The organism is Cesiribacter andamanensis AMV16 (genome assembly GCF_000348925.1).
Lineage (GTDB): Bacteria > Bacteroidota > Bacteroidia > Cytophagales > Cyclobacteriaceae > Cesiribacter > Cesiribacter andamanensis.
This window is the reverse complement of the sequence record NZ_AODQ01000065.1, coordinates 1-24,829: the sequence shown is the minus strand read 5'-3', so window position 1 is coordinate 24,829 and position 24,829 is coordinate 1. Positions and strand designations below refer to the sequence as shown.

At 54.2% G+C, this 24,829-nt stretch carries 20 protein-coding genes; 9 read left to right on the top strand and 11 right to left on the bottom strand.

Annotation, left to right across the window (positions count from 1 at the left end; genetic code table 11):
* Together ADICEAN_RS12570 and ADICEAN_RS12565 are read right to left on the bottom strand one after the other, a co-directional pair.
* Window positions 1-470 (bottom strand): FKBP-type peptidyl-prolyl cis-trans isomerase (locus ADICEAN_RS12570; protein ID WP_040397043.1); only part of this gene is annotated, 470 nt, incomplete at its 3' end.
* 2 nt (window positions 471-472) lie between these two features.
* Window positions 473-1,504: a DHH family phosphoesterase gene (locus ADICEAN_RS12565; RefSeq protein WP_009195986.1), complete on the bottom strand. Its 1,032-nt coding sequence runs from the start codon at window positions 1,502-1,504 to the stop codon at window positions 473-475.
* A gap of 280 nt (window positions 1,505-1,784) precedes the next feature.
* Between ADICEAN_RS12565 and ADICEAN_RS12560 the strand changes: the two genes are divergently transcribed.
* A complete protein-coding gene (locus ADICEAN_RS12560) occupies window positions 1,785-2,207 on the top strand; it encodes a nucleoside-diphosphate kinase (RefSeq protein WP_040397040.1) in 423 nt (140 codons plus the stop codon).
* A gap of 67 nt (window positions 2,208-2,274) precedes the next feature.
* On the opposite strand, the gene ADICEAN_RS12555 is transcribed toward ADICEAN_RS12560, so the two are convergent.
* Both ADICEAN_RS12555 and ADICEAN_RS12550 read right to left on the bottom strand, forming a co-directional pair.
* Entirely contained in the window at window positions 2,275-3,327 is a 1,053-nt protein-coding gene (locus ADICEAN_RS12555; protein WP_009195983.1) for a lysylphosphatidylglycerol synthase transmembrane domain-containing protein, read from the bottom strand.
* A gap of 3 nt (window positions 3,328-3,330) precedes the next feature.
* Window positions 3,331-4,086 carry a segregation and condensation protein A gene (locus ADICEAN_RS12550; RefSeq protein WP_009195982.1) on the bottom strand — a complete coding sequence of 252 codons (756 nt, stop codon included), beginning with the start codon at window positions 4,084-4,086 and terminating at the stop codon, window positions 3,331-3,333.
* Between the two features lie 196 nt (window positions 4,087-4,282).
* Here ADICEAN_RS12550 and dxs point away from each other — a divergent pair, with 196 nt between their 5' ends.
* Together dxs and ADICEAN_RS12540 are read left to right on the top strand one after the other, a co-directional pair.
* On the top strand, window positions 4,283-6,214 hold the full coding sequence (gene dxs, locus ADICEAN_RS12545; RefSeq protein ID WP_009195981.1) for a 1-deoxy-D-xylulose-5-phosphate synthase: 1,932 nt from the start codon (window positions 4,283-4,285) through the stop codon (window positions 6,212-6,214).
* 10 nt (window positions 6,215-6,224) lie between these two features.
* Window positions 6,225-7,118, top strand: coding sequence for an alpha/beta fold hydrolase (locus ADICEAN_RS12540; protein ID WP_009195980.1), 894 nt, complete (start codon window positions 6,225-6,227; stop codon window positions 7,116-7,118).
* A gap of 136 nt (window positions 7,119-7,254) precedes the next feature.
* Here the strand turns inward: ADICEAN_RS12540 and ADICEAN_RS12535 are convergent, their stop codons facing one another.
* Together ADICEAN_RS12535 and ADICEAN_RS22870 are read right to left on the bottom strand one after the other, a co-directional pair.
* Window positions 7,255-8,220 carry an Ig-like domain-containing protein gene (locus ADICEAN_RS12535; RefSeq protein ID WP_009195979.1) on the bottom strand — a complete coding sequence of 322 codons (966 nt, stop codon included), beginning with the start codon at window positions 8,218-8,220 and terminating at the stop codon, window positions 7,255-7,257.
* 312 nt (window positions 8,221-8,532) lie between these two features.
* Entirely contained in the window at window positions 8,533-9,558 is a 1,026-nt protein-coding gene (locus ADICEAN_RS22870) for a hypothetical protein (RefSeq protein WP_009195978.1), read from the bottom strand.
* Between the two features lie 253 nt (window positions 9,559-9,811).
* Here ADICEAN_RS22870 and ADICEAN_RS12525 point away from each other — a divergent pair, with 253 nt between their 5' ends.
* Window positions 9,812-11,020 (top strand): proline dehydrogenase family protein, encoded by a 1,209-nt coding sequence (locus ADICEAN_RS12525; RefSeq protein ID WP_009195977.1) that lies wholly within the window; start codon window positions 9,812-9,814, stop codon window positions 11,018-11,020.
* Between the two features lie 87 nt (window positions 11,021-11,107).
* Entirely contained in the window at window positions 11,108-12,844 is a 1,737-nt protein-coding gene (gene lysS, locus ADICEAN_RS12520; protein ID WP_009195976.1) for a lysine--tRNA ligase, read from the top strand.
* Window positions 12,845-12,932: 88 nt separating this feature from the next.
* On the opposite strand, the gene ADICEAN_RS21275 is transcribed toward lysS, so the two are convergent.
* The 5 genes from ADICEAN_RS21275 to ADICEAN_RS12495 form a co-directional block, all read right to left on the bottom strand.
* A complete protein-coding gene (locus ADICEAN_RS21275; protein WP_009195975.1) occupies window positions 12,933-13,670 on the bottom strand; it encodes an RDD family protein in 738 nt (245 codons plus the stop codon).
* Window positions 13,671-13,797: 127 nt separating this feature from the next.
* A complete protein-coding gene (locus tag ADICEAN_RS12510) occupies window positions 13,798-15,120 on the bottom strand; it encodes a dipeptidase (RefSeq protein WP_152426420.1) in 1,323 nt (440 codons plus the stop codon).
* A gap of 156 nt (window positions 15,121-15,276) precedes the next feature.
* Window positions 15,277-15,696, bottom strand: coding sequence for a response regulator (locus tag ADICEAN_RS12505; RefSeq protein ID WP_009195973.1), 420 nt, complete (start codon window positions 15,694-15,696; stop codon window positions 15,277-15,279).
* Window positions 15,697-15,726: 30 nt separating this feature from the next.
* Window positions 15,727-17,784, bottom strand: coding sequence for a PAS domain S-box protein (locus ADICEAN_RS21270; protein ID WP_051068857.1), 2,058 nt, complete (start codon window positions 17,782-17,784; stop codon window positions 15,727-15,729).
* 181 nt (window positions 17,785-17,965) lie between these two features.
* Window positions 17,966-20,689 (bottom strand): putative LPS assembly protein LptD, encoded by a 2,724-nt coding sequence (locus ADICEAN_RS12495; RefSeq protein ID WP_236612909.1) that lies wholly within the window; start codon window positions 20,687-20,689, stop codon window positions 17,966-17,968.
* 105 nt (window positions 20,690-20,794) lie between these two features.
* Between ADICEAN_RS12495 and ADICEAN_RS12490 the strand changes: the two genes are divergently transcribed.
* From ADICEAN_RS12490 to ADICEAN_RS12475, 4 genes are all read left to right on the top strand, one after another.
* The gene (locus ADICEAN_RS12490; protein WP_009195970.1) at window positions 20,795-21,607 is read left to right on the top strand and encodes an N-acetylmuramoyl-L-alanine amidase family protein; all 813 of its coding nucleotides are present in this window, start codon (window positions 20,795-20,797) and stop codon (window positions 21,605-21,607) included.
* Between the two features lie 14 nt (window positions 21,608-21,621).
* On the top strand, window positions 21,622-22,557 hold the full coding sequence (locus ADICEAN_RS12485; RefSeq protein WP_009195969.1) for an MlaD family protein: 936 nt from the start codon (window positions 21,622-21,624) through the stop codon (window positions 22,555-22,557).
* Window positions 22,558-22,648: 91 nt separating this feature from the next.
* Window positions 22,649-24,298, top strand: coding sequence for an acyl-CoA carboxylase subunit beta (locus ADICEAN_RS12480; RefSeq protein ID WP_009195968.1), 1,650 nt, complete (start codon window positions 22,649-22,651; stop codon window positions 24,296-24,298).
* 178 nt (window positions 24,299-24,476) lie between these two features.
* On the top strand, window positions 24,477-24,829 hold a 353-nt coding region (locus ADICEAN_RS12475), incomplete at its 3' end, for an endonuclease domain-containing protein (protein WP_040397034.1).

Below are 24,829 nucleotides of genomic sequence, written 5' to 3'. Positions count from 1 at the left end.
GAAAACTCCATCTGCATTTCGCGGTAGCCGTTCTCGTCGGTTACTTCTACCACACCGATGTTGAATTTCAGGTTGCCGTTCTCATCAATGCCCTGAGGCACGGGCACGCTGGCGGTCTGCAGGTAAAAATCCTTGGCAGGAATTACAAACTGGGCGCTATCCCCTTTGTGCAGCAGCTTGATGCCTTCGGCCATCATGCCTTTCATGTTGGGGTCGTTGGCCGGCAGGGCCATGGGAAAGCCCTGGGTGCGGGTATCAAACAGCACAGAGTCGGTGGCCGTGGTGGCCGTCATGTGCATCACCAGCAGCTGGCTGCTGTCGGGCTGCTGCTCTTCGCCAAGGCGAAAGAACTGGTATTGGAGGCCACTTTCGCGGGTTTTCATATCCCCTACTTCGCGGTCTTTTTTACTACAGGAAGAAAGGCCTACAACTACCAGCAGAAGGCCAGCCAGAAACGAAATTTTGTGCATTGCTATTCGTAAATTAATATTTTTGCTTGCAGCTGCTCTTTGTACTGTGGCAGAAGAGCAACAAACTTTTGTACAGTTTCATCCAGTGACTGATAGGAAACGCCCCCGGCCGCATTTTTGTGCCCACCCCCCTGAAAATGAGTGCGGGCAAACTGGTTCACCGAAAAATCACCGATGGAGCGGAAGGAGATCTTAATGGCTTCGGTACGGTCTACGATCAGGGCCGCCATTACCACCCCCTGTATGGAAAGGGCATAGTTTACCAGGCCTTCGGTATCGCCGGTCTGGGAATTGTAGCGGGCCAGCTCCTCAGCCGTAATGGCAATATAAGCGGTATTGTACTCGGGCAGCACCTGCAGCTTTTCGCTTAGGGCAAAACCCAGAAAACGCAGCCGCTCCAGGGTACTATTGTCGTAGATGAGTTTGCTGACCTTGTGCACATTGGCGCCCTGGCGAATCAGCTGGGCCACCACCTCATGGGTGCGGGCCGTGGTGCTGGGGTGCTTAAAGGAACCGGTGTCCGTCATGATGCCGGCATAAAGCGCATTGGCAAGTTCAGCATCGATCAGGTGCAGATCACCCAGGTCTACGATCAGCTGAAAAACCAGCTCGGCCGTAGAGGAGGCCTCTATGGTCCAGAAAGAATAGGTGGCAAAGTCTTCGGGCTCCAGGTGGTGGTCAATGAGCACCTTTTCGGCAGCCGACTGCCGTACCAGCTCACCCAGTTCGTTGATGCGGGATAGTACCGAGAAATCGAGGCAGAAAATAAGCTCGGCATCGGCCACCAGCTGTGCGGCACGGCCGGTCTTGTCTTCGCTGAAGATGATCACCTCGTCATTTCCCTTCATCCAGGCCAGAAATGCCGGATAATCGGTGGGGGAAATTACCGACACCTCATGCCCTTTTTTCTTCAGGTATGCGGCCAGTCCTAATGAAGACCCCAGCGCATCGGCATCGGGCTTGTGGTGAGTGGTGATCACTACGCGCCTCGGCTGGCTGATGGCCTCCTTAAATGCATGGATAACTTGCTGCATGTATGTCAGCCTTCTCTCTCAATCAGATAAGGTGCAAAACTGCAACTATTTTGGCTGAAAACAAAATAGGGACCTGGCGCCTTTTTATGCCGGGTGCCAGCCTGTTATACCTAGTAGGGCAGCGCCTGCAGGCCGTAAGCCTCTGGCATTTCACCACAGGCCAGCCAGTACTAAAACTGCTGCACCCCCTGCCGGAAATAGTCGGGCAGGCCTAACTATTTGGCAGAATCTGCTATTTTTGCGGCCGGTTTCACCTTGCAATCACTTAACCCTAAATACAATGGCAGGAAACAGAACATTCACCATGATTAAGCCCGATGCTGTAGCCGATGGCAACAGCGGTGCTATTTTAAAGATGATCGAAGAAGCGGGCTTCCGCATCGTAGCCCTGAAGCTTACTTCCCTGAGCGAGGAGCGTGCCGGTCAGTTCTACGAAGTGCACAAGGAGCGCCCCTTTTACAACGACCTGAAGCGTTACATGAGCAGCGGCCGCATCATGGCTGCAGTATTGGAAAAAGAAAATGCGGTAGCCGACTTCCGCAAATTGATTGGCGCTACCAACCCGGCTCAGGCCGAAGAGGGAACCATCCGCAAGAAATTTGCAAAATCGATTGAGGCCAATGCAGTACATGGCTCCGACTCCGACGAGAATGCGCAGCTGGAAGGCAGCTTCTTTTTCAGCGGTCTGGAGATGTACGCCTAAGCATACTATATAGTAGTGCACAAAAAAAGGCCCGCTGCAGCAGCGGGCCTTTTTTGTGCTTATTCCTCTATGGGTTTTTCTGCAGAAACACCCGCTGCAGCCAGCGGGGCAGCACCAGAGCGCCCAGGATCAGGTAGGGGTAATAGGTGACCATACGCCAGAGAATGTTGGCTACCAGGGTATAGTCCAGCAAAAAGGCGCCAAAGAACTGGGGAAAGAGCCCCTCGGCAAAGCCACTGCTGCCCGGCGTAGGCGAAATGAGCATGGTGATCCACATAACGATCTGGCGGCCAAACACCAGCAGGTGCTCGCTGAGCGTAAGATCGGCAAAGGCGCTGATCACTGCATTGAGTGTAAAGTAGCGGGCAATCCAGACAAAAAGGGTGGCCAGTGCTATTTTAGCCCAGAACTCCCAGCCCCTGCCCCTGAACTGCCGGGAGGCCATGATGATCTCATTGCCACGGTTAACAGCCCCATGCCGCCAGCGCCGCAAAAAACCAATGGACGTGGCTTTGATGAGCAGCCATTTAAAGGCCCGCGGCTTGCTGAACAGGGCCAGCGACATCACCAGCGTATAGAGGGTAATAAGGCCGTAGCTGATGTAAAAGAGCACTTCCAGGCTGCCGCCAAACTGCAGGTTGGCGGCCTCCAGCCGCGGAAACGCCTGCCCGCCCGATAACAGTATAGCAATGGGCGCCGCCACTACAAAGAACATATTGTCCAGAATGGCGGTAAGCATGGCATAGGCCAGGGCCTGCCCCAGCTTGATGCCTTCCTTCCATAGAATAAAAATAGCTACCGCTGTGCCCCCTACCACCGAGGGGGTTACGGCCGAGGCAAATTCCCAGAGCAGGATCACATATACACTGCTCATCCAACTGAGCTGCTTGCCGGTAACAATGCGAATGCGGTAGATATAGCCTATATCCCGGCACAGAATAATGAGCAGCGCCAGCAAGAGGGAGCCGCCGCCGGCATGGGAGATCAGCAGCAGCTTGTCGGCCGTAAGATTATCATCAAACAGCATCATGGCCACCACAATGCCAATGCCGAGCAGCACGGGTATCCACACCTTGCGGGGGTTGAGGGTTTTTAAAACTTTCTGGGTATCGACGTTCATTGATTACATGGAAACGCTTACCGGAACAGCCGGTTTAAAAATCCAGAAATTGTTAAAGCCTTCACCAATATGCATGTTGATTTCGTTAAGCTGCAGCAATTCCAGAATGGCCAGAAAATTAAAGATTACCCCGATCTTTTCCGGCTTGGCCGCAATAATATCAGCAAAAGAAACACGCTCGCTCGCTTCCAGCAACTGCAGCATATAGCTTTTCTGCCCGCTTATGGTGTAGGGATAGGGCACAATCTGGTGCACCGGCTGCTGGCTGCTGATCTCATAGCGCTTCATGACCCGCTGAAATACCTGCATGAGTTTGTAGAGGTCCAGCTGCTGCAATTCGGTGTCGGCCTCCTGCAGGCTGGCCAGCTGCTGATATTCGGCAAGTACATTTCCCCGCTTTTCCCGGAGCTGCTGCTGCTCTTCCATCCGGGCCAGCTCCTGCACCACCGATTTATACTTTTTGTACTCCAGCAGGTGGCGTACCAGTTCTTCGCGGGGGTCTATCTCCTGCCCTTCTTCATTTAACTGTGGGCGGGGCAGCAGCATTTTGGCCTTGATGCGCATCAGGGTGGCGGCTACCAGCATAAACTCGCTGGCCAGCTCAATGTTCAGGGCCTCCAGCTGGTAGGTGTACTCCAGAAAATCATGGGTGATCCGGGAGATGGGGATATCGTGTATGTCCAGCTCGTCTCGTTCTATAAAGAAGAGCAGCAAATCAAACGGACCTTCAAACAGGGGTAATTTTATCTCGAAACTCACACACTGGCTTTTCTGAACGTTAAAAGTAGGCAGAAATAGGCTATTTTTCTGTAAGATTCGGCATCTTTATTGCCAGGAATAGCAGGGCGGCAGGCCCTGAAAAACAAAAGTACAGCCTGCGAGCGCCCGTGCGCCCGTTCCATTTTCATAAACTTTTGTTAAATTTGTTCGTTCTACTATTTTACAAAAAAGGGAGATGCTGATAAAACCGGGAGAATTGCTGGCTGCCATAGAAAGCCCTGCCGATCTGCGTAAACTGGACCAGAAGCAACTGGTACAACTTTCTTCGGAATTACGGCAATTTGTGATCGATAATGTATCGGTATACGGCGGGCACTTTGGGGCCAGCCTGGGGGTGATAGAACTTACCGTAGCCCTGCATTATGCCTTCAATACCCCTTACGACCAGCTGGTCTGGGACGTTGGCCACCAGGCCTACGGACACAAGATCCTGACCGGCCGCCGCGACAGCTTTCATACCAACCGCAAGTACGGCGGGCTGTCCGGTTTTCCCAAACGCAAGGAAAGCCCCTATGATACCTTTGGCGTGGGCCACAGCTCTACCTCCATTTCGGCAGCGCTGGGCATGGCCATGGCTTCCCAGTATAAAGGAGAGGCCGACCGCCAGCACATTGCCGTCATTGGGGATGGCGCCATGACGGGCGGCATGGCCTTTGAGGCTATGAACCACGCCGGCGTAAGCAACTCCAACCTGCTGATTGTGCTCAACGACAACTGCATGAGCATAGACCCCAACGTAGGGGCGCTGAAAGATTACCTGACCGACATTACTACCAGCCATACCTATAATAAGGCCAAGGAAGAAGTATGGAAACTGCTGGGCAAGTTCAGCAAGTTTGGCACCTCAGCCCAGGAAGTGGTCAGCAAGGTAGAAAACAGCATTAAATCCTTTCTGCTGCAGCACAGCAACATGTTTGAGAGCCTGAACCTGCGCTACTTTGGGCCGGTAGACGGGCACGATGTGGACCATCTGGTGCACATTTTCAAGGATATGCGCAACATACCGGGGCCTAAGATCCTGCACTGCATCACCACCAAGGGCAAAGGCTTTGCCCTGGCCGAGCAGGACCAGACCAAATGGCATGCCCCCGGTGTTTTTGACAAGATCACCGGCGAAATTCATAAAACCGTATACGACAAACCCCAGCCGCCCAAGTTCCAGGATGTGTTTGGGCATACGCTGGTAGAGCTGGCCGAGCAGAACCCCAAGATCATGGGCATTACCCCGGCCATGCCCTCGGGCTCCAGCCTTAATATTATGATGAAGGCCATGCCCGAGCGGGCCTTTGATGTAGGCATAGCCGAGCAGCATGCCGTTACCTTTTCGGCCGGCCTGGCCACTCAGGGCCTGGTGCCCTTCTGCAACATCTATAGCACCTTTATGCAGCGGGCCTATGATCAGGTAGTGCATGATGTCTGCATCCAGAACCTGCACGTGGTCTTTTGCCTGGACAGGGCCGGTTTTGCCGGCGCCGACGGGCCCACACACCACGGCGCCTATGACATTGCCTACATGCGCAGCATCCCCAACATTGTGGTGGCCTCGCCCATGGATGAGGCCGAGCTGCGCAACATGATGTACAGTGCCCAGCTGCCCCGTGAGGGTGCCTACAGCATTCGCTACCCCCGGGGCCAGGGCGTTATGCCCAACTGGAAAACTCCGATGGAAAAGATCGAGGATGGCATCGGCCGCCTGGTACAGGAAGGCGAAGAAGTGGCCATTCTTACCCTTGGTCCCATTGGAAATTATGTAGCAGAAGCCAGCCAGCTGCTGGCGGCCGAGGGCCTGCAACCGGCCCATTACGACATGCGTTTTGCCAAACCGCTGGATAGCGCACTGTTGCACAAAATATTCAAAAAATTCAACAAGGTAGTAACCGTAGAAGATGGCTGCCTGATGGGTGGTTTTGGCAGTGCCGTGCTGGAATGGATGGCCGACCAGGGCTACAGCGCCACCGTAAAACGACTGGGCATCCCCGACCGTATTGTGGAGCATGGCGAGCAGCTGGAGCTACACCGGGAGTGTGGCTTTGATCCCGAGGGCATTGCCAGCGCCGTACGAGAGCTGGCCGCTGTGGCAAACACCAAGACTACCAGCATCGTCTAGCAAGCGGCACATGACCGATCCGTACTATGTAGAGATGGCTCCGGAGGCGGCAGCGCCTTTGACAGATACCTCCGTTCCGGGAACCTCCGTTCCCGGAATGGAGGTTCCGCCCCGCCCCTCACACGATGGTATTCCCCTGGTGCTGCTGCATGGGTTCTGCGAGACCCATCAGGTCTGGGCGCATTATCTTTCTCCTTTAGGCAAAAAATACAGGGTACTTTGTCCTGATCTGCCCGGCTTTGGCAAGAGCAGCTCGCTGCCGGCAGGTTTTAGCCTGAGCGATGTGGCCGATCGCCTGGCTGGCTGGCTGGAGCAGCTGGGCATTGGCAAGGCTGTACTTGTGGGCCACTCGCTGGGAGGGTATGTAGCCCTGGCCATGCTGGAGCGGCATCCTTCCCTGGTGGCCGGCATCGGGCTCTTCAACTCTACTGCTTATGCCGACAGTGCCGAAAAAAAGCGTTCCCGCACCCATGTGATCGATTTTGTAGAAAAGCATGGGGTAGAAACCTTTGCCACCAGCTTTGTTCCCCAGCTGTTTCATCCTACCAACCGCCCTTATCTGCAAGGCCGTATTCAACAGGTAGTGGCCGATGCCGCCACCACCCCTGAATATACCCTGATTGGCTACACCCGGGCCATGCAGCAGCGGCCCAATCGCCTGCGGGTACTGGAAGCCTTTAGCGGGCCCATTCTGTATGTTATTGGCGAGCATGACAGCGCCGTACCTCTGGAGGACAGCAAGCAGCAACTCCTGCAGCTGGCCGATTATCAGGCCTACATTCTGGAGGAAACCGGCCATATGGGCATGTTTGAGCAGGAAGAGCGCTGTCTGGAAATCTTGGAGGAGTTTATGCAAAAGGTTGTGCAGCTACCCGGTAATTCAATGCCTACATCCCCTCGCTGAGCCGAAGCCAGGGCATTTTTTTTGCTTTCAAGCTTTAAGTGGCAGGGGTGTTTAATCCCCTAATCAGACATAAAAAAGCTCCCGGGCATCACTGCCGGCGGGAGCTTTCTGTTTTTGTTTTGAATGCAGACCAGGCTTATTCAGCCGGAATGGGCATCACCTTCATATCAAACTGCAGGTAATCCTGCGCACCGCGGGTTCCCTTGATCTCGGTAACCAGCAAGGCTCCGTAGCGGCTGCCGCCATTGTAGTTCGGGTCTGTTCTGAACACTACTACCTTATCTTTGGTCAGGCGCATGATGCGATCCTGGTGGTAGGTAGCGTTGGCATCCTGATGGTCCCGATTGGTAATGCCTGCCTGAAAAGCTGCCTCCAGATCGGCAAAGGAGCTGATTTGGGCAAACTGGGCAGGGGTCATGCTGGAGTTACGCAGGTGGGTGGCATTGATATTGCCCCATCCCTTAAAGCCCGAGTCGGCCTTGGGGTAAAAGCTGGGCGAAGAGATCGTAGCGTTCATATTATCTCCATAGAAATAGCTGATGTCAATTCCGCTGGAGATATCATTGCCGGCCGCAATCTGCTCCTTGATCTCCTTGCTGCTAAAGCGCTCGCCCCGCAGGGTGCTAAACCAGGTTTTGGAGGTAGAATCGTGCTGGGCCGATACCAGTTGAATATTCTTGTATTCTACAATGGGGTATTCGGTTACGGTATAGGCATACTGCGCGGTACCCTGCTGCCCGGCATTGTCTTCGGCCACAATGTTCAGCACCACCTGCTTGCCGCCATCGGCTACCATGGCCGTATAGGTGAAGTTGTGCGTAAAGGTGCCGGCACCATCCCCGTTTACGGGCTCAAGCACCGCCTCAGGCTCGCCGCTGCCGGCTTGCTTATTGAACGACAGGCGCTTAAGCCCGCCCGGAGCCGATACGGTTATGGTAAACGTAATGGGGTCGCCCGGATTAAAGGTAGTGCCGCTGGGTCTGTTTGGATTTGAAATTTCAACAGAAGGCGCTGGGTTTGGGTCATCTTTTTTACAGCTGCTGGCAATCAGCAGGCCGAAAACCAGTAAAAGACTCCAAGGGGAATGGAATAACCTGTTCATAAGAGAAGTATTGGTCAAAAAATAGGATAAGAGGTTTGCGTAACGGTGATTCTATAGAAATACAAAAGAACACCTGCACCAGCATTTAACGGATAGGGCAATGCTGCAGTTACGGTTATAAGAGTCTTTCTGAAAAATAAGCGTACGTCACCTGCTGGTATGAGGGGGTATTGCCAGGGTTGCTACACCAGGCAATATAGCCAGGCTAAAAAAAGAGGGCTCTCCTTTAGCGGAAAGCCCTCTGCTGGTTGTTCCCCTACTCGGCCAGGCCTACCCGGCCGGGCCTACCCGGCCAGACCTACCCGGCCAGACCTACTCGTCTAGAGGCTGTAATTTTACTTTTATTTTCATATTATCATTAGGACCGCCCCGGGTACCGTTGATCTCCTGGATCAGCAGCAGGCCATAGCGGCTGCCATCGGGGTGGTTGCTATCGGTCTTAAAGGCAATGACCTGTCCCGGGGCCAGATTGATCACCCGGCTCTGGCCCAGGATTACATTCTCATTTTCAGGAGCTGTTTCAAAGGCCTGCTGCAGCTCCTCAGCAGTGCTTACGGTTTCAAATTCTGCTGTAGTGAGGGTAAGCAGGCTTGTATTACGACCCGTCCAGGCCATCTGACCAAAATCTTCCTTGGGGTAGCTGTGCGGAGAAGCCAGCGTACCAGTACCCCGGGCATCGCTCCAGAAATAGCCCAGGTCTATCCGGTTGGAGGCAATGCTCCCCTCCTGCTCAGCATCGATCTCACTATTTTCGTATGTATTGCCATCAGACGTACTGAACCAGGCCTTGCCGCCCCAGCTTGCCGTGCTGGCATAGTACATAGGGGCTATCATCACTACTTCTTCATATACCACCAGCTGCGGGTCCGGGTCTGGATCTGGGTCCGGATCCGGGTCCGGATCGGTATCGTCAGGTTCAGAAACGGTAATGATATACTGATAAGTACCGGTCTGGCTGGCCTTGTCGGTTGCTACAAAGTCAAAGACCACCTGCTGGCCGGCATCGGCTTCGGTAGCCGTATAGCTAAAGGGGTAGCTAAAACTGGTGGTTGCAGCACCGGAATGGCTGTGTTCATCCACAATTTCGGAGGTGCCGGAAGTGCCAAGTTTTTTGGTAACCCGCAGCGTGCTAAAGCCTTCCGGCGCTGTAACGGCCACCGTAAAGCTTACCGGCTCTCCAACCGCTGCTGTAGTAGCAGTAGGGTTAGAAGCACCGCTTACAGCCAGAGTAGGCGCAGCGCCCAGCGGGGGGTCGCCATCATCATCTTTACAACTGCTGGTGGATAGGAGTGCCCCCATGAGGAGCAGGCTCCAGAGAGGGTAGAAAAGTTTTTTCATAGGGATAGAGAAGAAATAAAAAGTGGTTGCAAAAAAATTTTCAGGTAGAGAGATCAGAAACAGTTGATTAGCATCACAAAGCAAGGCTCTATAGAAACGCACTGCCTACAAGGCCGTTGTGACCGCTCACAATCTTAAATTAATACAACAAAATAGTAGTTTAACTTCATAGCATCTTGCTTTTCAAACATTTAGCATTTTTGGATGGTAGGCCTGCATGGCTGTATATTCGCACCAGTAATAAAATGCCTTTATGGATCCGGTAGTCCCGACGAACCCCCACCCCCGGCAACTTGCCTTTGATGATACAGCCACCGCTTTTGCTGCCCAGTCGGACAAAGCCCTCCGCAAAAAATGGCTGGTGTTTGCCTCCATGAACAACAACCTGCTCACCAAAACAGGTACAGCCGTTCTCAAAGCGGCTTTCAAGCTCCGGTTACCCATTAACAAGCTGGTGAAGCATACTGTTTTTGAGCAGTTCTGCGGAGGCGAAACCATAGAAGAAAGTGAAGCCACCGTGCAGGAACTGGCGCATTTTGGCATTAAGACCATTCTGGATTATTCGGTAGAAGGCGAAAAGACCGAGCAGGGATTTGATGCCACCACGGCAGAAATTCTGCGTACGGTAGCCAAGGCCAAAAACTCACCCCATATTCCCTTCTGTGTGTTTAAAGTTACGGGAATCGGGGCCTTTGAGTTGCTGGAAAAAGTGCAGCGCAAAGAAAAACTTTCTGCCCAGGAAACTGCCGCCTTTGAGCGGGTACGCAGCCGGGTGGATCAAATTTGCAAAGCCACCGCCGAAGCGGGCGTGCGTGTATTCATTGACGGGGAAGAAACCTGGATACAGGACACCATCGATGAGCTGGCCTATGACATGATGCGCAAATACAATCAGCAGGCCCCTGTGGTATACAACACCTACCAGCTGTACCGGGCCGATGGCCTGCGGCTGCTGCAGGATGCCATGCACATGGCCACCATGCACAACATCTGGCTGGGCGCCAAGCTTGTACGGGGCGCCTATATGGAGAAGGAGCGGGAGCGGGCACAGGAGCTTGGGTACCCTGACCCCATTAACCCCGGCAAACAGGCTACGGATGATCTCTATAACAAGGCCCTGAAGTTTTGCCTGGACAACAAACAGCGCATTGGCCTGTGCTCCGGCTCGCACAATGAATACAGCAACCAGCTGCTAACGGTGCTCATGCAAAAACATAGTGTACAGCCCACGGATCCTAATTTTTACTTTGCCCAGCTCTATGGCATGAGCGACAATCTTTCCTTTACCCTGGCTGCCGCCGGCTACAATGTGGTCAAATACGTACCCTACGGACCAGTAGAAAAAGTAATGCCTTACCTCTTCAGAAGGGCGCAGGAGAATACTTCCGTAGCCGGCCAGAGCAGCCGGGAGTTTACCCTTATTGAGAAAGAGATGAAACGCCGGGGAATCCGCCTGCTTTAAGAAAGGCCCTTTGCCATCCCCTCCTTTTTCTGCCCCTTTTTTGCTACCTTTGCCCCGCTAAATCTATTTAATACAGAAGCTTACGCAATGCATCAGTTGAGCGAACAGGAAATCCGCCGGCGCCATGAAATGGAAGAGCTGCGCAAATTAGGCCTGGAGCCTTTTCCGGCCGAGGGTTTTGAGGTAAATGTGACCGCGCAGGATATCCACGAAAATTACGAAAAGCGCAAGACCGATTATAAGGATATAGCCATAGCCGGCCGCATCATGAGCACCCGCATCATGGGCTCGGCCTCTTTTGGCGAGCTGCAGGATGCCACCGGCCGCGTGCAGTTTTATGTACGGCGCGATGATATCTGCCCCGGCGAAGATAAAACCCTTTACAACACGGTTTTCAAAAAACTGCTGGACATTGGCGATATCATCGGCATCAAGGGCCATGTGTTCACTACCCAGACGGGCGAAATCTCCATCCATGTGCGGGAGTTTGTGCTGCTGTCCAAATCGCTGCGCCCGCTGCCCATTGTGAAGCGCGAGGTAGACGAGCAGGGGGTAGAAAGGGTGCATGATGCCTTTGACGATCCCGAGCAGCGCTACCGCATGCGCTATGTGGACATGATCGTGAACCCGCATGTGCGCGAAACCTTCCGCAAGCGCAGCCAGCTGGTGCAAAGCATGCGCAACTTTCTGAACGACCGCGGCTACCTGGAGGTGGAAACCCCCATTCTGCAACCCCTCTACGGGGGTGCTGCGGCCCGCCCCTTTAAGACCCACCACAATACGCTGGACATGACCCTGTACCTGCGTATTGCCAACGAGCTTTACCTGAAGCGCCTGATCGTAGGCGGTTTTGATGCCGTATATGAGTTTGCCAAAGACTTCCGCAACGAGGGCATGAGCCGCTTCCACAACCCGGAGTTCACCCAGATGGAGCTGTACGTAGCCTACAAGGACTACGCCTGGATGATGGACCTGGTAGAAGAAATGGTAGAGCGCATAGCCCTGGACCTGCACGGCGACACCAAAGTACAGGTGGGTCAGCATGTAATCGACTTTCAGCGCCCCTGGAAACGCTACACCATGTTTGAGGCCATTCAGCACTTCACCGGCATCGATATCTCCGAAATGGATGAGGCCGGCCTGCGCCAGGTATGCAAGCAACTGCACATACCCGTTGATGAAAGCATGGGCAAGGGCAAGCTTATTGACGAGATCTTTGGCGAGAAGTGTGAGGCCCAGCTCATTCAGCCTACCTTCATTACCGACTATCCGGTAGAGATGTCGCCCCTGGCCAAGCGCCACCGCGACAAAGAGGGGCTGGTAGAGCGCTTTGAGGCCATCTGCAATGGCAAAGAGATCTGCAATGCCTTCTCGGAGCTGAACGACCCCATTGACCAGCGCAAGCGCTTTGAGGAGCAGCTGGAGCTGGGCCTGCGTGGCGATGAAGAAGCCATGATGCTGGATGAGGACTTTCTGCGGGCCCTGGAGTTTGGCATGCCCCCTACCGCCGGCCTGGGCATTGGCATCGACCGCCTGAGCATGATCATGACCAACAGCAACTCCATACAGGATGTGCTCTTCTTCCCCCAGATGCGTCCTGAGAAAAAGGTGCAGTTTGCCTCCGATCAGGATTATCTGGATAAAGGGGTGCGCCCCGAGCTGATCCCCATTCTGCGGGAGCTAAAGGTACTCACCATTGAGCAGCTAAAAAACAGCACCCCCAGCAAGCTTTTCAACGATGTATGCGGCACCCGCAAGAAGATGAAGCTCAATGAGGTGAAAAACCCAACGCTGGAAGAAGTAGAAGGTTGGGTGAGGGGATAAGGCCTGGCGTACTTTTATGGACACCTACCAAACCTGACAGGTCTTGCCGACCTGTCAGGTTTTTTATTTGTGACTTTTCTTCCGGCAATCATGCATAAGGAAGGGAATAGTCGGCACGCAGCACCGATTTCTGATCATCGATCACCAGGGTTTTGGGCAGCCGGTCGTGCCAGCCACGGGCTTCATCTCCCAAAAAGGAAAAGGCATCAAAGGGGATAAGCCTGGCAAAGGACCTGCCCAGGATCTGGGTAAAGCGGGGCTTCTCCCCTTCTTCGTTTACCACCCGCGTACGCGTAAGCATCTTGCCGATGGTTTTACCATTCACCACATATTCAAAAAAGGTATAGTAGATCGTAGACCAGAAAAACCAGATCAGCTGGCTAAAAACCGGCAGCAGGTCCATGGGATTCGTCAGGCCCAGTTGTTCGCTTACAGATATCAGGCTAAACTCTACGATGGTGGCAAAGATCATGGCGGCCACATAATCAATGATCAGATTCAGGAAGCGTTTGCCGGAAGTGGCCAGCACCAGGGTATTGGTTTCCGGGATCAGGCTGGGCACTTCCTCCTCTGCTTCCAGCACGTCTTCATGCAACGGCTGCCTGCTGGAGCGGGCAAGGGGTCTATACCCTTTTGCCTGCCCCATGTCCGGGACATCTGCTGCCACCCCTTCTTCTGCTACTGCCTGCCCCCTTCTGGCCAACTCCCACTCGGCGGCGCGCCGGCCTTTTTCATCATAGCCCATGCCATAGGTGGCAATGCTGCGAAGCTCCCGGTCGGAGAGCTGCGCCATCTTTGCGGAATAGAAATTGGTGTTCGGTTCCATACTGGGGTAACAATAGCCCCCAAGATAGAAAAAGAACCTCCCCGGAAGAAAGCAAAATAAGCAGTAACCTTACGCCCACCCTGGTATCGATGGACAGCCCCAGGCATACTATCGGTATAGCGATGGATTAGTCCTGTGAGATCTCAGCTGCCTTCCCGGCAAACTGCTCTACCTCGTTCCAGACGCGCAGCACATTTTCTGAGCAGATGCGGCGAATATCCCCTTCGCTATAGCCCATTTTTAGCAGTTCATAGATCAGGTTGGGGTAGTCGGCCACATCGCGCAGGCCCTCGGGCAGGCTGTCGCCCACCCCATCAAAGTCGGAACCGAAGCCTACATACTCGGCCCCTACCAGTTTAACCACATGATCGATGTGGGCAGCCACTTCCTGTACCGTGCTGCGGCCGTTGCGTTTGTGAAAATACTGCTCCCGGTATTTTTCTACGGCCGTGCTGCCGGCTTTGTGGCCCTGGGCCAGTCCCCATTTCTCAGCGGCGGCCTTGGCCTCGTCCCAGAGCTTGCGGGACTGGTCAGAGATAAAGGCCGAGCCGAAATTGATCATGATCACCCCTCCCCTTTGGGCCAGGGCGCGGATCATATCATCGGACATGTTGCGCTCAAAGCCGGGTGTAAAATGCCGGCAGGAAGAATGTGAAGCAATTACCGGCGCCTTGCTGAGGCGCATGACCTGATAAAAGGCACTGTCGGAAATGTGCGAAACATCAATCATGATGCCCACCTCGTTCATTTTCTGCACCACTTCCCGCCCAAAAGGGCTCAGGCCGCCCCACTTCTTTTTGGGATCATAGGAGGAGTCGCAGATATGGTTGCTTTTGCTATGCGCAAGGGTAATGTAGCGGATACCCTTTTGGTAGAAATAGGCCACATTATCCAGCTTGCCCTCCAGCGGGGTGCCGTTTTCCATGCCCATGGGCAGGGAGATAAGGCCCTGCTCAAAATTCTCCCGCACATCGGAGGGCGACAGCGCCAGAGCAAATTTGTCGGGATGGTCGGCCGCCAGCTTCTCTACCATGCCAATCAGGCGCTCGGCCAGGGCCTTGCCTCCTCCCTTTTCTTCCAGAGACGCTGGTATGTAAATGGACATAAAGGGAGCGTTGAGCCCACCCAGTTGGGCCCGTTCGGCATCAAAATCCCCTCCGGGCGTGCGCTTGCTTACATCCTCCTGCTTGCTTTGCAGGCGGTAGGGCAGGTCTATGTGCCCATCTACAATAATAAAGGTTTGGGCAAGGGCCTGAGCCCGGGTAAGCAGCAGCGAGTCCTGCTCGGCCTCGGTCAGCTCCGGCTCGGGATGCGCATTTTCCATTACGGTGGGGTCCAGGGGTGCGGCACCCCCATTGGCGGAGCGCTGCTCCGGCTGGCAGGCTCCAAAGGCCCATGCCAGCAGGAGTAGGAGTAAGAAAGAGAAGGGAGGCAAGGGTTGGGTATTCATAGGCATTAGGCGCGTAAATAAACAATAGGGCCGGCTGTGCAGAAGGCTTCCCGCTGGTGCTACCCTCATTTATAAAAATGCTACCCTACCTATCCCCCAGCACACCAAACAGAAAGTTCTTCTCTGGAAACAAAACCGGCCATCTCCGGAAAGGGTTTAGCTGGGCTGATTTTCGTCGCCGAAGATCTTCTCTACTACGTCCATCAGTTTTTCTTCCGTAAGGGGTTTGTTGATGTAGCCGGCAATTTTGTAACCGCCCAGCTTGTCTACATCTTTCTGGCTGGTAGAGGTGGTAAGCATTACAATTTTGATCTGTTCCTTTTTAGGGAAGTCCAGGCTCTCAAACTCCTGCAGGAACTCAAACCCATCCATCACCGGCATGTTAATGTCCAGGAGGATCAGCCGCGGGCAACGTACTTCATCCTTCCCATGCTCCCGTATGTAGGCCAGGGCTTCCAGGCCATTTTCGGCCAGCGAGAGCTCCCGGGTAATTTCCATCTCCTCAATCAGGCGCTGATTAATAAAATTGTTGATGGAATCATCATCAACCAGCAGCGTACAATTAATAATGCTCATGATCTGCGTTAAAGTCTCCTACTCTGCGATTTAGGGCGTAGCCAGTTTAAAATAGAGCTGAAAGTGGGTTCCCCGATCCACTTCGCTTTCCACTTTTATCGTACCGCCCGCATTATCCACAATTCTTTTTACAATGTAAAGGCCTACGCCACTTCCTTCCACATGATTGTGCAGGCGTTTGAACATACTAAATACTTTTTCTGCCTGCTCCTGCCGAAAGCCAAGGCCATTATCCTTTACGGAAAGTACGGCATAGGCGCCCTCCTGCCGGGTAGTGATCTCGATCTCCAGCTTGCGTTCCGGTGAGTGATACTTCAGGGCATTGGAGATCAGGTTAAACACAATGCTGTGCAGGTCTTTTTGTGAAAAGCGGAGCTGCTCACAGCCCGAGGTATCTACCTTGATGAGTGCCCGGGTATCCCGCACCTGCTTGCTGATGCTCAGCAGCACTTCTCTGATCAGGGAAGCAAACTCAACCTCTGTGACATCTTCCTCCAGGTTTTTCTGGATCTTGGAGATTTCTGTAAGGTGCCCGATGGTGTTCTTGAAGCGGCCTATGGACTGCTGGATCATGTCCAGGATCATGCCCACTTCTTTATCGGCACCGGCCTTGGGCTTCATGACCCGCTCCAGCGCATGCAGCAGGCCCTCAATGTTCATCACAGGGGCCTTCAGGTCGTGCGAGGCGGTGTAGACAAAGTTATCCAGGTCGTTGTTGGTGCGGGTAAGCTCCACATTGCTTTTGGCCACCGTTTCCAGGGCTATTTTATGATCGTGGATATCGGTATTGGTGCCCACCCACAGAATAATGGTGTCGGTGGTGCTGTCCTTATAGGCCAGGCCCCGGCTCAGGTGCCAGCGGTACTCGCCATCATGGCGCAAAAAGCGGTGTTCGATCTGAAAATTCTCGCCCGTATCGATGGCTGCCTGCCACTTCTGGCGGGTGAGCTCCCAATCCTCAGGGTGAATGATCTGCTGCCAGCCCCAGTCCAGCAGCGCTTCGGAAGCAATGCCGGTATAGCTTAGCCAGTTCTTGTTCATGTAATCCACACTGCCATTGGCACTGGCGGTCCACACCTTCTGGGGCATGGCATCCAGCAAAAAGCGGATCCACTCTATTTTTTCCAGGATTTCTTCCTGCCGGCGCCTTTCTTCGGTTACATCGCGCACCTCAATCACGGTAGATACGGGTACACCCCCTTCAAAAATAGGGCTGGCGGCGCAGAGTACCGGAAAGTAGGTGCCATCCTTGCGGATAAACACATCCTCATGGGCCCGTATATCAAAATTTTCGGGCAGGGCCCGGTCTATGGGGCATTCTTCCAGGGGATAATGCGAGCCATCGGGCCGGTGGTGGTGGATCTGGTAATGCAGGGGTTTTTGCCGGATCTCCTCAAAGCTGTAGCCAAACATCTTTTCGGCTGCCGGATTCATGTAGGTGCAGTGGCCGGTGGCGTCCATCATTACCAGGGCCGAGGTGGCATTGTCGGTAATGGTGCGGGTGAGCTTAATGGCTTTTTCTTTTTCCTGCAGGGCGGTTTGCAGCCGCTCCAGCAGGCGGGCATTTTCAATGGAGATAGAAGCAATCTGGGCCAGCTGCACCAGGATCAGCTCATCTTCAGCCGTAAACTCCCCTTCATACTTATCCGACAGCTGAATAAGGCCTATGCTGCCCCCCTGCCCCAGGATAGGGGCGGCCAGCCAGCCGCGCAGGGGGGGATGCTCTCCCCGGTGCTGGCCAAAGCCTTTCCAGGCCGGGTGCTGCTCCAGCTCCTGCTGGCTAAGGCGCATGGGTTTGTTAAAGCGGCAGATGAGTGAGTAGATACCAGAGCCATCTATGGGGGCAGCATACTCCCGCCAGCGGGCATATTTGTCGGAGAGCGATACCTCGGTGATCTCCTGACCGCCGGCTTCGTTGGCCGTCATTCTGGTAACGGACTGATGGCAACCAATGATCTCCCGCACCTGCCGGGTAATGATGGCAAGCTTTTCCTGGAGGGTACTTTGCTGGTGAATGTCAACCGTAAGCTGGGATAATTGCTGAATCCGGGGATCGATAAGCAGCGTTTCCTGATCTAGCTTTTCCATACGTATCGGCAGGGCAAGGGAGCGCGTTGTGGCAAAACCGTCTGGGGCAGGTTCATGGAGGCGCGTCAAACGTTCCATTTAACTCAAAACCCTTAGTGCAGGTTGCCTTTTTTAGAAGATTTAATTTGAAAATAAACAAAGCCCGCTCAGCCACCCGCCAGGGGCAGTTGAGCGGCTGGGGCTACTGGTCCCAGAAGCTGCGGCGGCGGCTTAGCTTCAGGTCCTGCAGCACGGCCGATTTTACCCGTATATCCACCGAAAAGCTCTGAAAACGGCCAAAGGGCACCCAGTTTACATTCATTTGCCAGCAGTGCAGGTCCCGGAAAATGCTCAGGCGGGTAGCGGTAAATTCATGGTTGGTAAAATCATAGCCGCTGGTGTAGCCTACCTTCCATTTCTCAGTCACCTTCAGGTCACCACTAAAGTTGGCCGACTGTACAATGGTGGTGGGCTGGTAGCCCCGTTTCTGGTAGCTGAGGGTATAGCTCAGGCGCAGGGTCCAGGGCAGGGTAAAGTCTACATACTGGCTGGGGTCCATGTAGCGGTAGGCCAGGCCCTCCTGCCCCAGGTCTTCGCCCATGGCTTCGCCTTCGCCCAGGGGATCATCCAGGCCCCGGCGGCTGGCGGCCGTATTGGCCGCCTGGCTCTGGCTGCGGGTATCGCCCTTGAGGCCGGCCGAGCTCAGGTTGGTGCTCAGGCCTACATTCACCTGCTCCAACCGGCCCAGGCCCCTTCCGTTGGCAATGGCCAGCTTATCTACCTGTGACTGCACTATTTGCAGCTCCTCCTGCCGGTTACGGAAGGTAGAGTCTATGCGATACAGGTAGGGGTTGAGCTGCCCGCCAAAGTTAATGGTGATCAGGTTATTGAACAGGCTGGTATTGCCTGAGATGGAGATGGGCGCCAGCTTAAGGCTATCGCGCAGCAGGTTATAGCTGGTGCTGAAGTTTAGGCGCTCCAGCAGGGGTACTTTTTTGTAGGTGGTGGCCGTATCCCCTTTTTCGCGCACCTTCATTTCAAAGTTATTGGAAACACCAAAGGTAATAGACCCCTGCCGCCCGGCCTGGGGGGCATCATAGGCAAAGCCCTGGTAAATGGAGAGCTGCCGCTCTATGATATTGCCGGCGGGGTCGCGGCCCACCACCACATTCTGGTAGGTGCCGTAGCGGGCATCGCCAAAATCGGGTGCATAGCTGAAGCCCACGGTGGGGATCACCATGTGGCGAATGGCCTGCACCTTGGGCGTGGGGTTGCGCTTGTTGAAATAGAACATCCCATAGAACTTGGTGTTGAGCCCCGCATTGAGGTTCCAGGAAGAGGCCCGGCTAAAGCCGCTCACCGTATCTACCCCTATGCCACCCCGCTCGGCATCAAAATCGGTATAGCGCAGTTCCCGGAAGTTCCATACCTCCTGGTAGTTAAAGGAGGGGGTAAGGGTAAAATGCTTCAGCAGGTTAAGCGACGTACTCACCGGTATGGCATGCCGCACCCCATTGTTGGCCCGGCGAAAGAGCGTACCAATATTTTCAGCATTGAGGGGGATGGGCTCGGGCTGCAGGTCGGTAGGCGCCCCGGCTATGCGAAAGCCCGAGATGCTGGTGGCCTGTGCCCGGTTAGAGATGCGGTTGGTAGCCGTACCGGTATAGGAGAAGTTGATCTGCTCCCACCAGCTGCGCCCTGTGCGCCCAAACCACTGGGCCGGGTACTGGCGCTGCATGGTAAGGCCTACCTCGGGCAGCAGCAGATCGGCCGTATTGCGCACCACATCCTGCACCAGGCTTGCGCGGGCGCTCAGGTTAAAGGGGGTGCCAGGCAGCGAGTTGCTGTAGCTGATATTGGAGCTGAACTGCTGGTTGAGGTTGCGCTCAAAGTTATTCAACGAGGGGTTGTTGTTGGTAAAGCTGGAGGTACCCGCATTTACCGAGGCCGAAAAACGGCTGGCCCCCTTGGTCTGGGGGTTGTGGCTCCAGCTTACCCAGAAATCTTTGCTGATGTTCTCCTCCCCCTCCTCGCCCTGGTTCTGGCGGTTGTAGCGCAGGCTGAAGTTGCCGGCATACTGATAGCGCTTGCGGTAGTTAGAAGCAATCTGAAAACCGCGGCTGCCCTTGGTGTAAGCCTCGCCGGTTACGGCCAGATCCAGGTAATCGTTGATGGCAAAGTAGTACCCCCCATCCCGCAAAAAGAAGCCGCGGCGGTTTTCCTCCCCATAGGAGGGAATGATTACCCCCGATACGCGTTTGCGCGGCACGGGAAACATGCCAAACACAAAGCCCAGGGGGGTAGAGATATCGGCAATCTTCAGGTGAAAAGGCCCGGCTACAATCTTGTCGTTGGGCATCATCTTCAGCTTTTCGGCCTGAATGTAAAAGTGCGGATGCTCCAGGTTGCAGGTGGTGTAGCGGGCGCCTTTTATGTGCAGGTGGTTATTGGCATCGCGCTTTACAAAATCGCCATGGATGTAGGCTTCTTCCTGCTGGGTAACCACTCCTTTGATCAGGGCCTTCCGGGTTTTAAAATTATACCGTATATTGTCGGTTACGTAGGTTTCGGCCCCCTGTGTAAATACCGGTTTGCCCACATCTTTACCCAGGCTGTCGGTTACCCCCACAGCGGCCAGGGTACTGCTGGTCCAGTCAATGGTAATGCGGGCGGCCTCCAGCTTTATATCGCCATAGGTGATCACCGCCCCCCCATACAGGTACACAATGCGGTTAAGGGCATCAAAGATAATGCTGTCTTTGGCATTGTACTTGATAGTGGTTTCAATGTCGCCCCGGGCCTTAGCCGATTGAGGCAGGCTGATCTGTAGGGAATCCTGAGAAGAGGGGGTGCTAAGGGTATCTTGCTGCTGCGTAGGCAGCGACGGCAGATCGCGCTCCCGGGCTGGCACCTCCTGGGCTTGCAAACTAAACGAAAAGGCACACAATATTACCAGAAGAAGGGCGTACTTTCGAGACACCTGCGCTTTCAGATTTTGCGAAAAATTCACAATTTTGTATTGTACAAAGGTATGGCTTATCTACTTAACAACCGAAGGACCGTGAGAAATATTGTCTATTGCGCCGGCGCTGCTCTCCTTTTGTTGTTAGCCTCCTTTACGCCAGCAGGGAGAGCAGACTACAAGATCCGCAAAGTGGTAATTGATGCCGGGCATGGCGGAAAAGATTCAGGTGCCCTGGGCAGCATCTCCAAAGAAAAGGATGTGGCCCTGGCCGTGGCCCTGGAGTTTGGCGAGCTCATCAAAAAAAATCTGCCCGATGTAGAGGTGATTTATACCCGCAACGACGACACTTTTATTCCCCTGGAGCAGCGGGCCACCATTGCCAATAAAGCCGGTGCCGATGTCTTTATCAGCATTCACCTGAACTCGGCCGCCAATAAAGAAGCTATTGGTACCGAAACCTTTATCATGGGCTTGCACGTTAACGAACAAAACCTTTCGGTTGCCAAACGGGAAAACTCCGTTATCTTGCTGGAAGAAAACTATGAGCAGAAGTATGAAGGCTTCGATCCCAAGTCGCCGGAGTCTTACATTATGTTCTCACTCATGCAAAACGCCCATATGCACAACAGCCTGCACCTGGCCGAAAAGATTGATCACCAGTTTGTAAAGCGCGTAGGCCGGCCCAGCCGGGGCGTTAAGCAGGCTGGTTTTCTGGTGCTCTGGCAAACCACCATGCCCTCGGTGCTGGTGGAGCTGGGCTTTATCACCAACAAGACCGAAGAGAAATACCTCAGCGACGAATTGGGCAGAACCTATATGGCTTCCGGCCTGTTCAGGGCCTTCCGGGATTATAAGGAAGAAATGGAAGCAATGAATTAATTTAACCAATTACTGTGAAGCTATCAAAAGAAGCTAAAGTGGGTATCCTGGCCGTAGTATCGCTGGGGCTCCTGTTTGTTGGGTTTAAGTTTTTGAAGGGAATCGACTTCTTTGATCCTTCCAATACCTACCATGTGGTCTATGACCATATTGATGGGCTTACTGTATCTAACCCGGTAGAAATAAACGGCTATCGCGTAGGCCGCGTCAGCAAAATACAGCTGCTGCAAAACGGCAGCCAGACCCGCATGCTGGTGTCGCTGGACATTAACGATGACCTGGAAGTGTTTGAAGGCACCGAGGCCCGCCTGCACGACTCCGACCTGCTGGGCAGCAAATCCATTGTGCTGGACCTGAAGCAGAGGGGCCGCGTGCTGCAGGACAATGATACCCTGCAGGGCACTATTGACCAGTCGCTGAGTGAAATGATCAAGCAGCGGGCCGACCCGATCGTGGCCGAGATCGATACTACCCTGATCAAGGTAAATAACATCCTCTCCGATCTGGGCCGCAGCGGCGGTAAGGTAGACGGCGCCCTGGGCGATTTTCAGGAAACCGCCAACATGATCAAGTTCATGGTCATCGAGAATCGCCGCGATATCAACGCCATCACCAACAACCTTAAAACCCTCTCGGCCTCGCTCAACGATCCGCAAAACGGCATTGCCCCTTTCATGACCAAGATGAACCAGCTGGCCGATTCGCTCAATGATGGCGACCTGAAAGCCACCGTTGCCAATGCCAATCTGGCCATCCAGAACCTGCAGGCCGTAACCGAAAACCTGCAGAGTGGCCAGGGCAGCCTGGGCAAACTTATGTACAACGATTCGCTCTATACCAACCTGAACCAAAGCACCGAAAGCCTTAACCGGCTGCTGCAGGATATTCAGGCCAACCCCCACCGCTACATCGACCTGCGCTTCTCCCTGATCGGAGGCGGGCGGAAATAGCTTGCAAACGTTTTAGATTCACCAGCGGCACCCCTTACAGGTGCCGCTTTTTTTATATCTTTGGCCTACGTCATTAACTCTTTTTTTGCCCATGCATACCGATCTTGCCTTCAATAAAAACGAAGACCTAATCAAGCAAAAGCTTTTTCAACTCAAGACCCGACTCGATACCGTAAAAAAAGGTGGCGGCGACAAAAAGATTGCCGACCAGCATAAAAAAGGAAAGCTCACCGCCCGGGAGCGTATTGCCTACCTGACGGATGAAGGCTCCGACTTTCTGGAAGTGGCCGCCTTTGCCGGCGAGGGCATGTACCAGGACGTAGGCGGCTGCCCCGGTGGCGGGGTGGTGGTAGGCATTGGCTATGTAAGCGGCCGCCAGTGTGTGCTTGTGGCCAACGATGCTACCGTAAAGGCCGGCGCCTGGTTTCCCATCACCGCCAAAAAGAACATGCGCGCGCAGGAGATTGCCATGGAAAACCGCCTGCCCATCATTTACCTGGTAGACAGCGCCGGGGTGTTTCTGCCCATGCAGGATGAGATCTTTCCTGATAAGGAACACTTTGGCCGGCAGTTTCGCAACAACGCCCGCATGAGCTCCATGGGCATTATCCAGATAGCCGCCATTATGGGCTCCTGTGTGGCCGGCGGCGCCTACCTGCCCATTATGAGCGATGAGGCCCTGATTGTAGACGGTACGGGCTCTATCTTCCTGGCCGGCTCTTACCTGGTAAAAGCCGCCATTGGCGAGGATATTGACAACGAAACCCTGGGCGGCGCCACTACCCACAGCGAGATCAGCGGTGTAACGGATAATAAATTCCCCAATGACGAGGCCGCCCTGGACCACATTCGGCGCCTGATGGACAAGATCGGCGCCTTCGACAAGGCCGGCTTTGACCGCACAGAACCCCAGCCCCCTGCCAAAAACCCGGCAGATATCTATGGGATTTTCCCCGACGACCGCGCCAAGCCCTATGACATGCGCGAGATCATTACCCGCCTGACGGACAATTCCGAATTTGACGAGTACAAGGAGCACTACGGCCAGACCATTCTCTGCGGCCATGCGCGCATCGATGGCTGGGCAGTGGGCATTGTAGCCAACCAGCGCCAGATCGTGAAGGCCAAGAAGGGCGGCGGACAGTCTACCGAGATCCAGATGGGCGGGGTGATCTACTCCGACTCGGCCGATAAGGCCGCCCGCTTTATCATGAACTGCAACCAGCGCAAAATACCCCTGGTGTTTCTGCAGGATGTAAGCGGCTTTATGGTAGGCAGCCGGGCCGAGCATGGGGGCATCATTAAGGACGGCGCCAAAATGGTAAATGCCATGGCCAACTCGGTGGTACCCAAATTCACCTTTGTGCTGGGCAACAGCTACGGGGCCGGCAACTACGCCATGTGCGGCAAGGCCTATGACCCGCGCCTGATCTACGCCTGGCCCACGGCCCAGATGGCCGTAATGAGCGGCGGCTCGGCTGCCAAAACCCTGCTGCAGATACGCGTAGCTACCCTAAAGGCACAGGGCAAGGAAATCAGCAAGGAAGAAGAGCAGGAGCTGCTGAAGGAAATTGAGGCCCGCTACAACGAGCAGCTGAGCCCCTACTACGCCGCCGCCCGCCTGTGGGTAGATGGGATCATCGACCCCCTGGAGACCCGCAAGATCATCAGCATGGGCATCGAAGCCGCCAACCATGCGCCGATAACGGAGCGGTATAATGTAGGGGTGCTGCAGACTTGAGAATCACCTCATCCCTAGCCGGGCGCCCCCCGCCCTTCTCCCTCCGGAGAAGGGGGACTAGGCCGGTGAATCGTTTGGTGATTTTTTCTGTATCGGGTAAAGGAACCTTGCTGCCTTAATAGCCGACCTGATCCTGCAACTGACTGCATTACCTATATCGCTGTTTTATCTTTCTTTTATGGACTTTCATAAAGGAGCTGGCAACAGGCAGTTTGAGTTTGCCAGGCAGAACCGGAAGGAGCTGACTGCGGCAGAGGGGGTGCTTTGGAAGCGGCTTCGGAATGGACGGCTGGATCGGTATAAGTTCAGAAGGCAGCACCCGCTGGCTGGTTTCATTGCTGATTTCTATTGCCACGAAGCCCGCCTGGTTATTGAGGTGGATGGCGAGGTACATGATTCCGCTGAGCAGATGCAGTACGATGAGGAAAGAACCCTTGCACTCAAAGAGTTGGGAATACGGGTGATTCGCTTTACAAATGAGGAAGTATTAACCAATATTGGCCAGGTTCTGGAAGAAATTAAGAAAGGCCC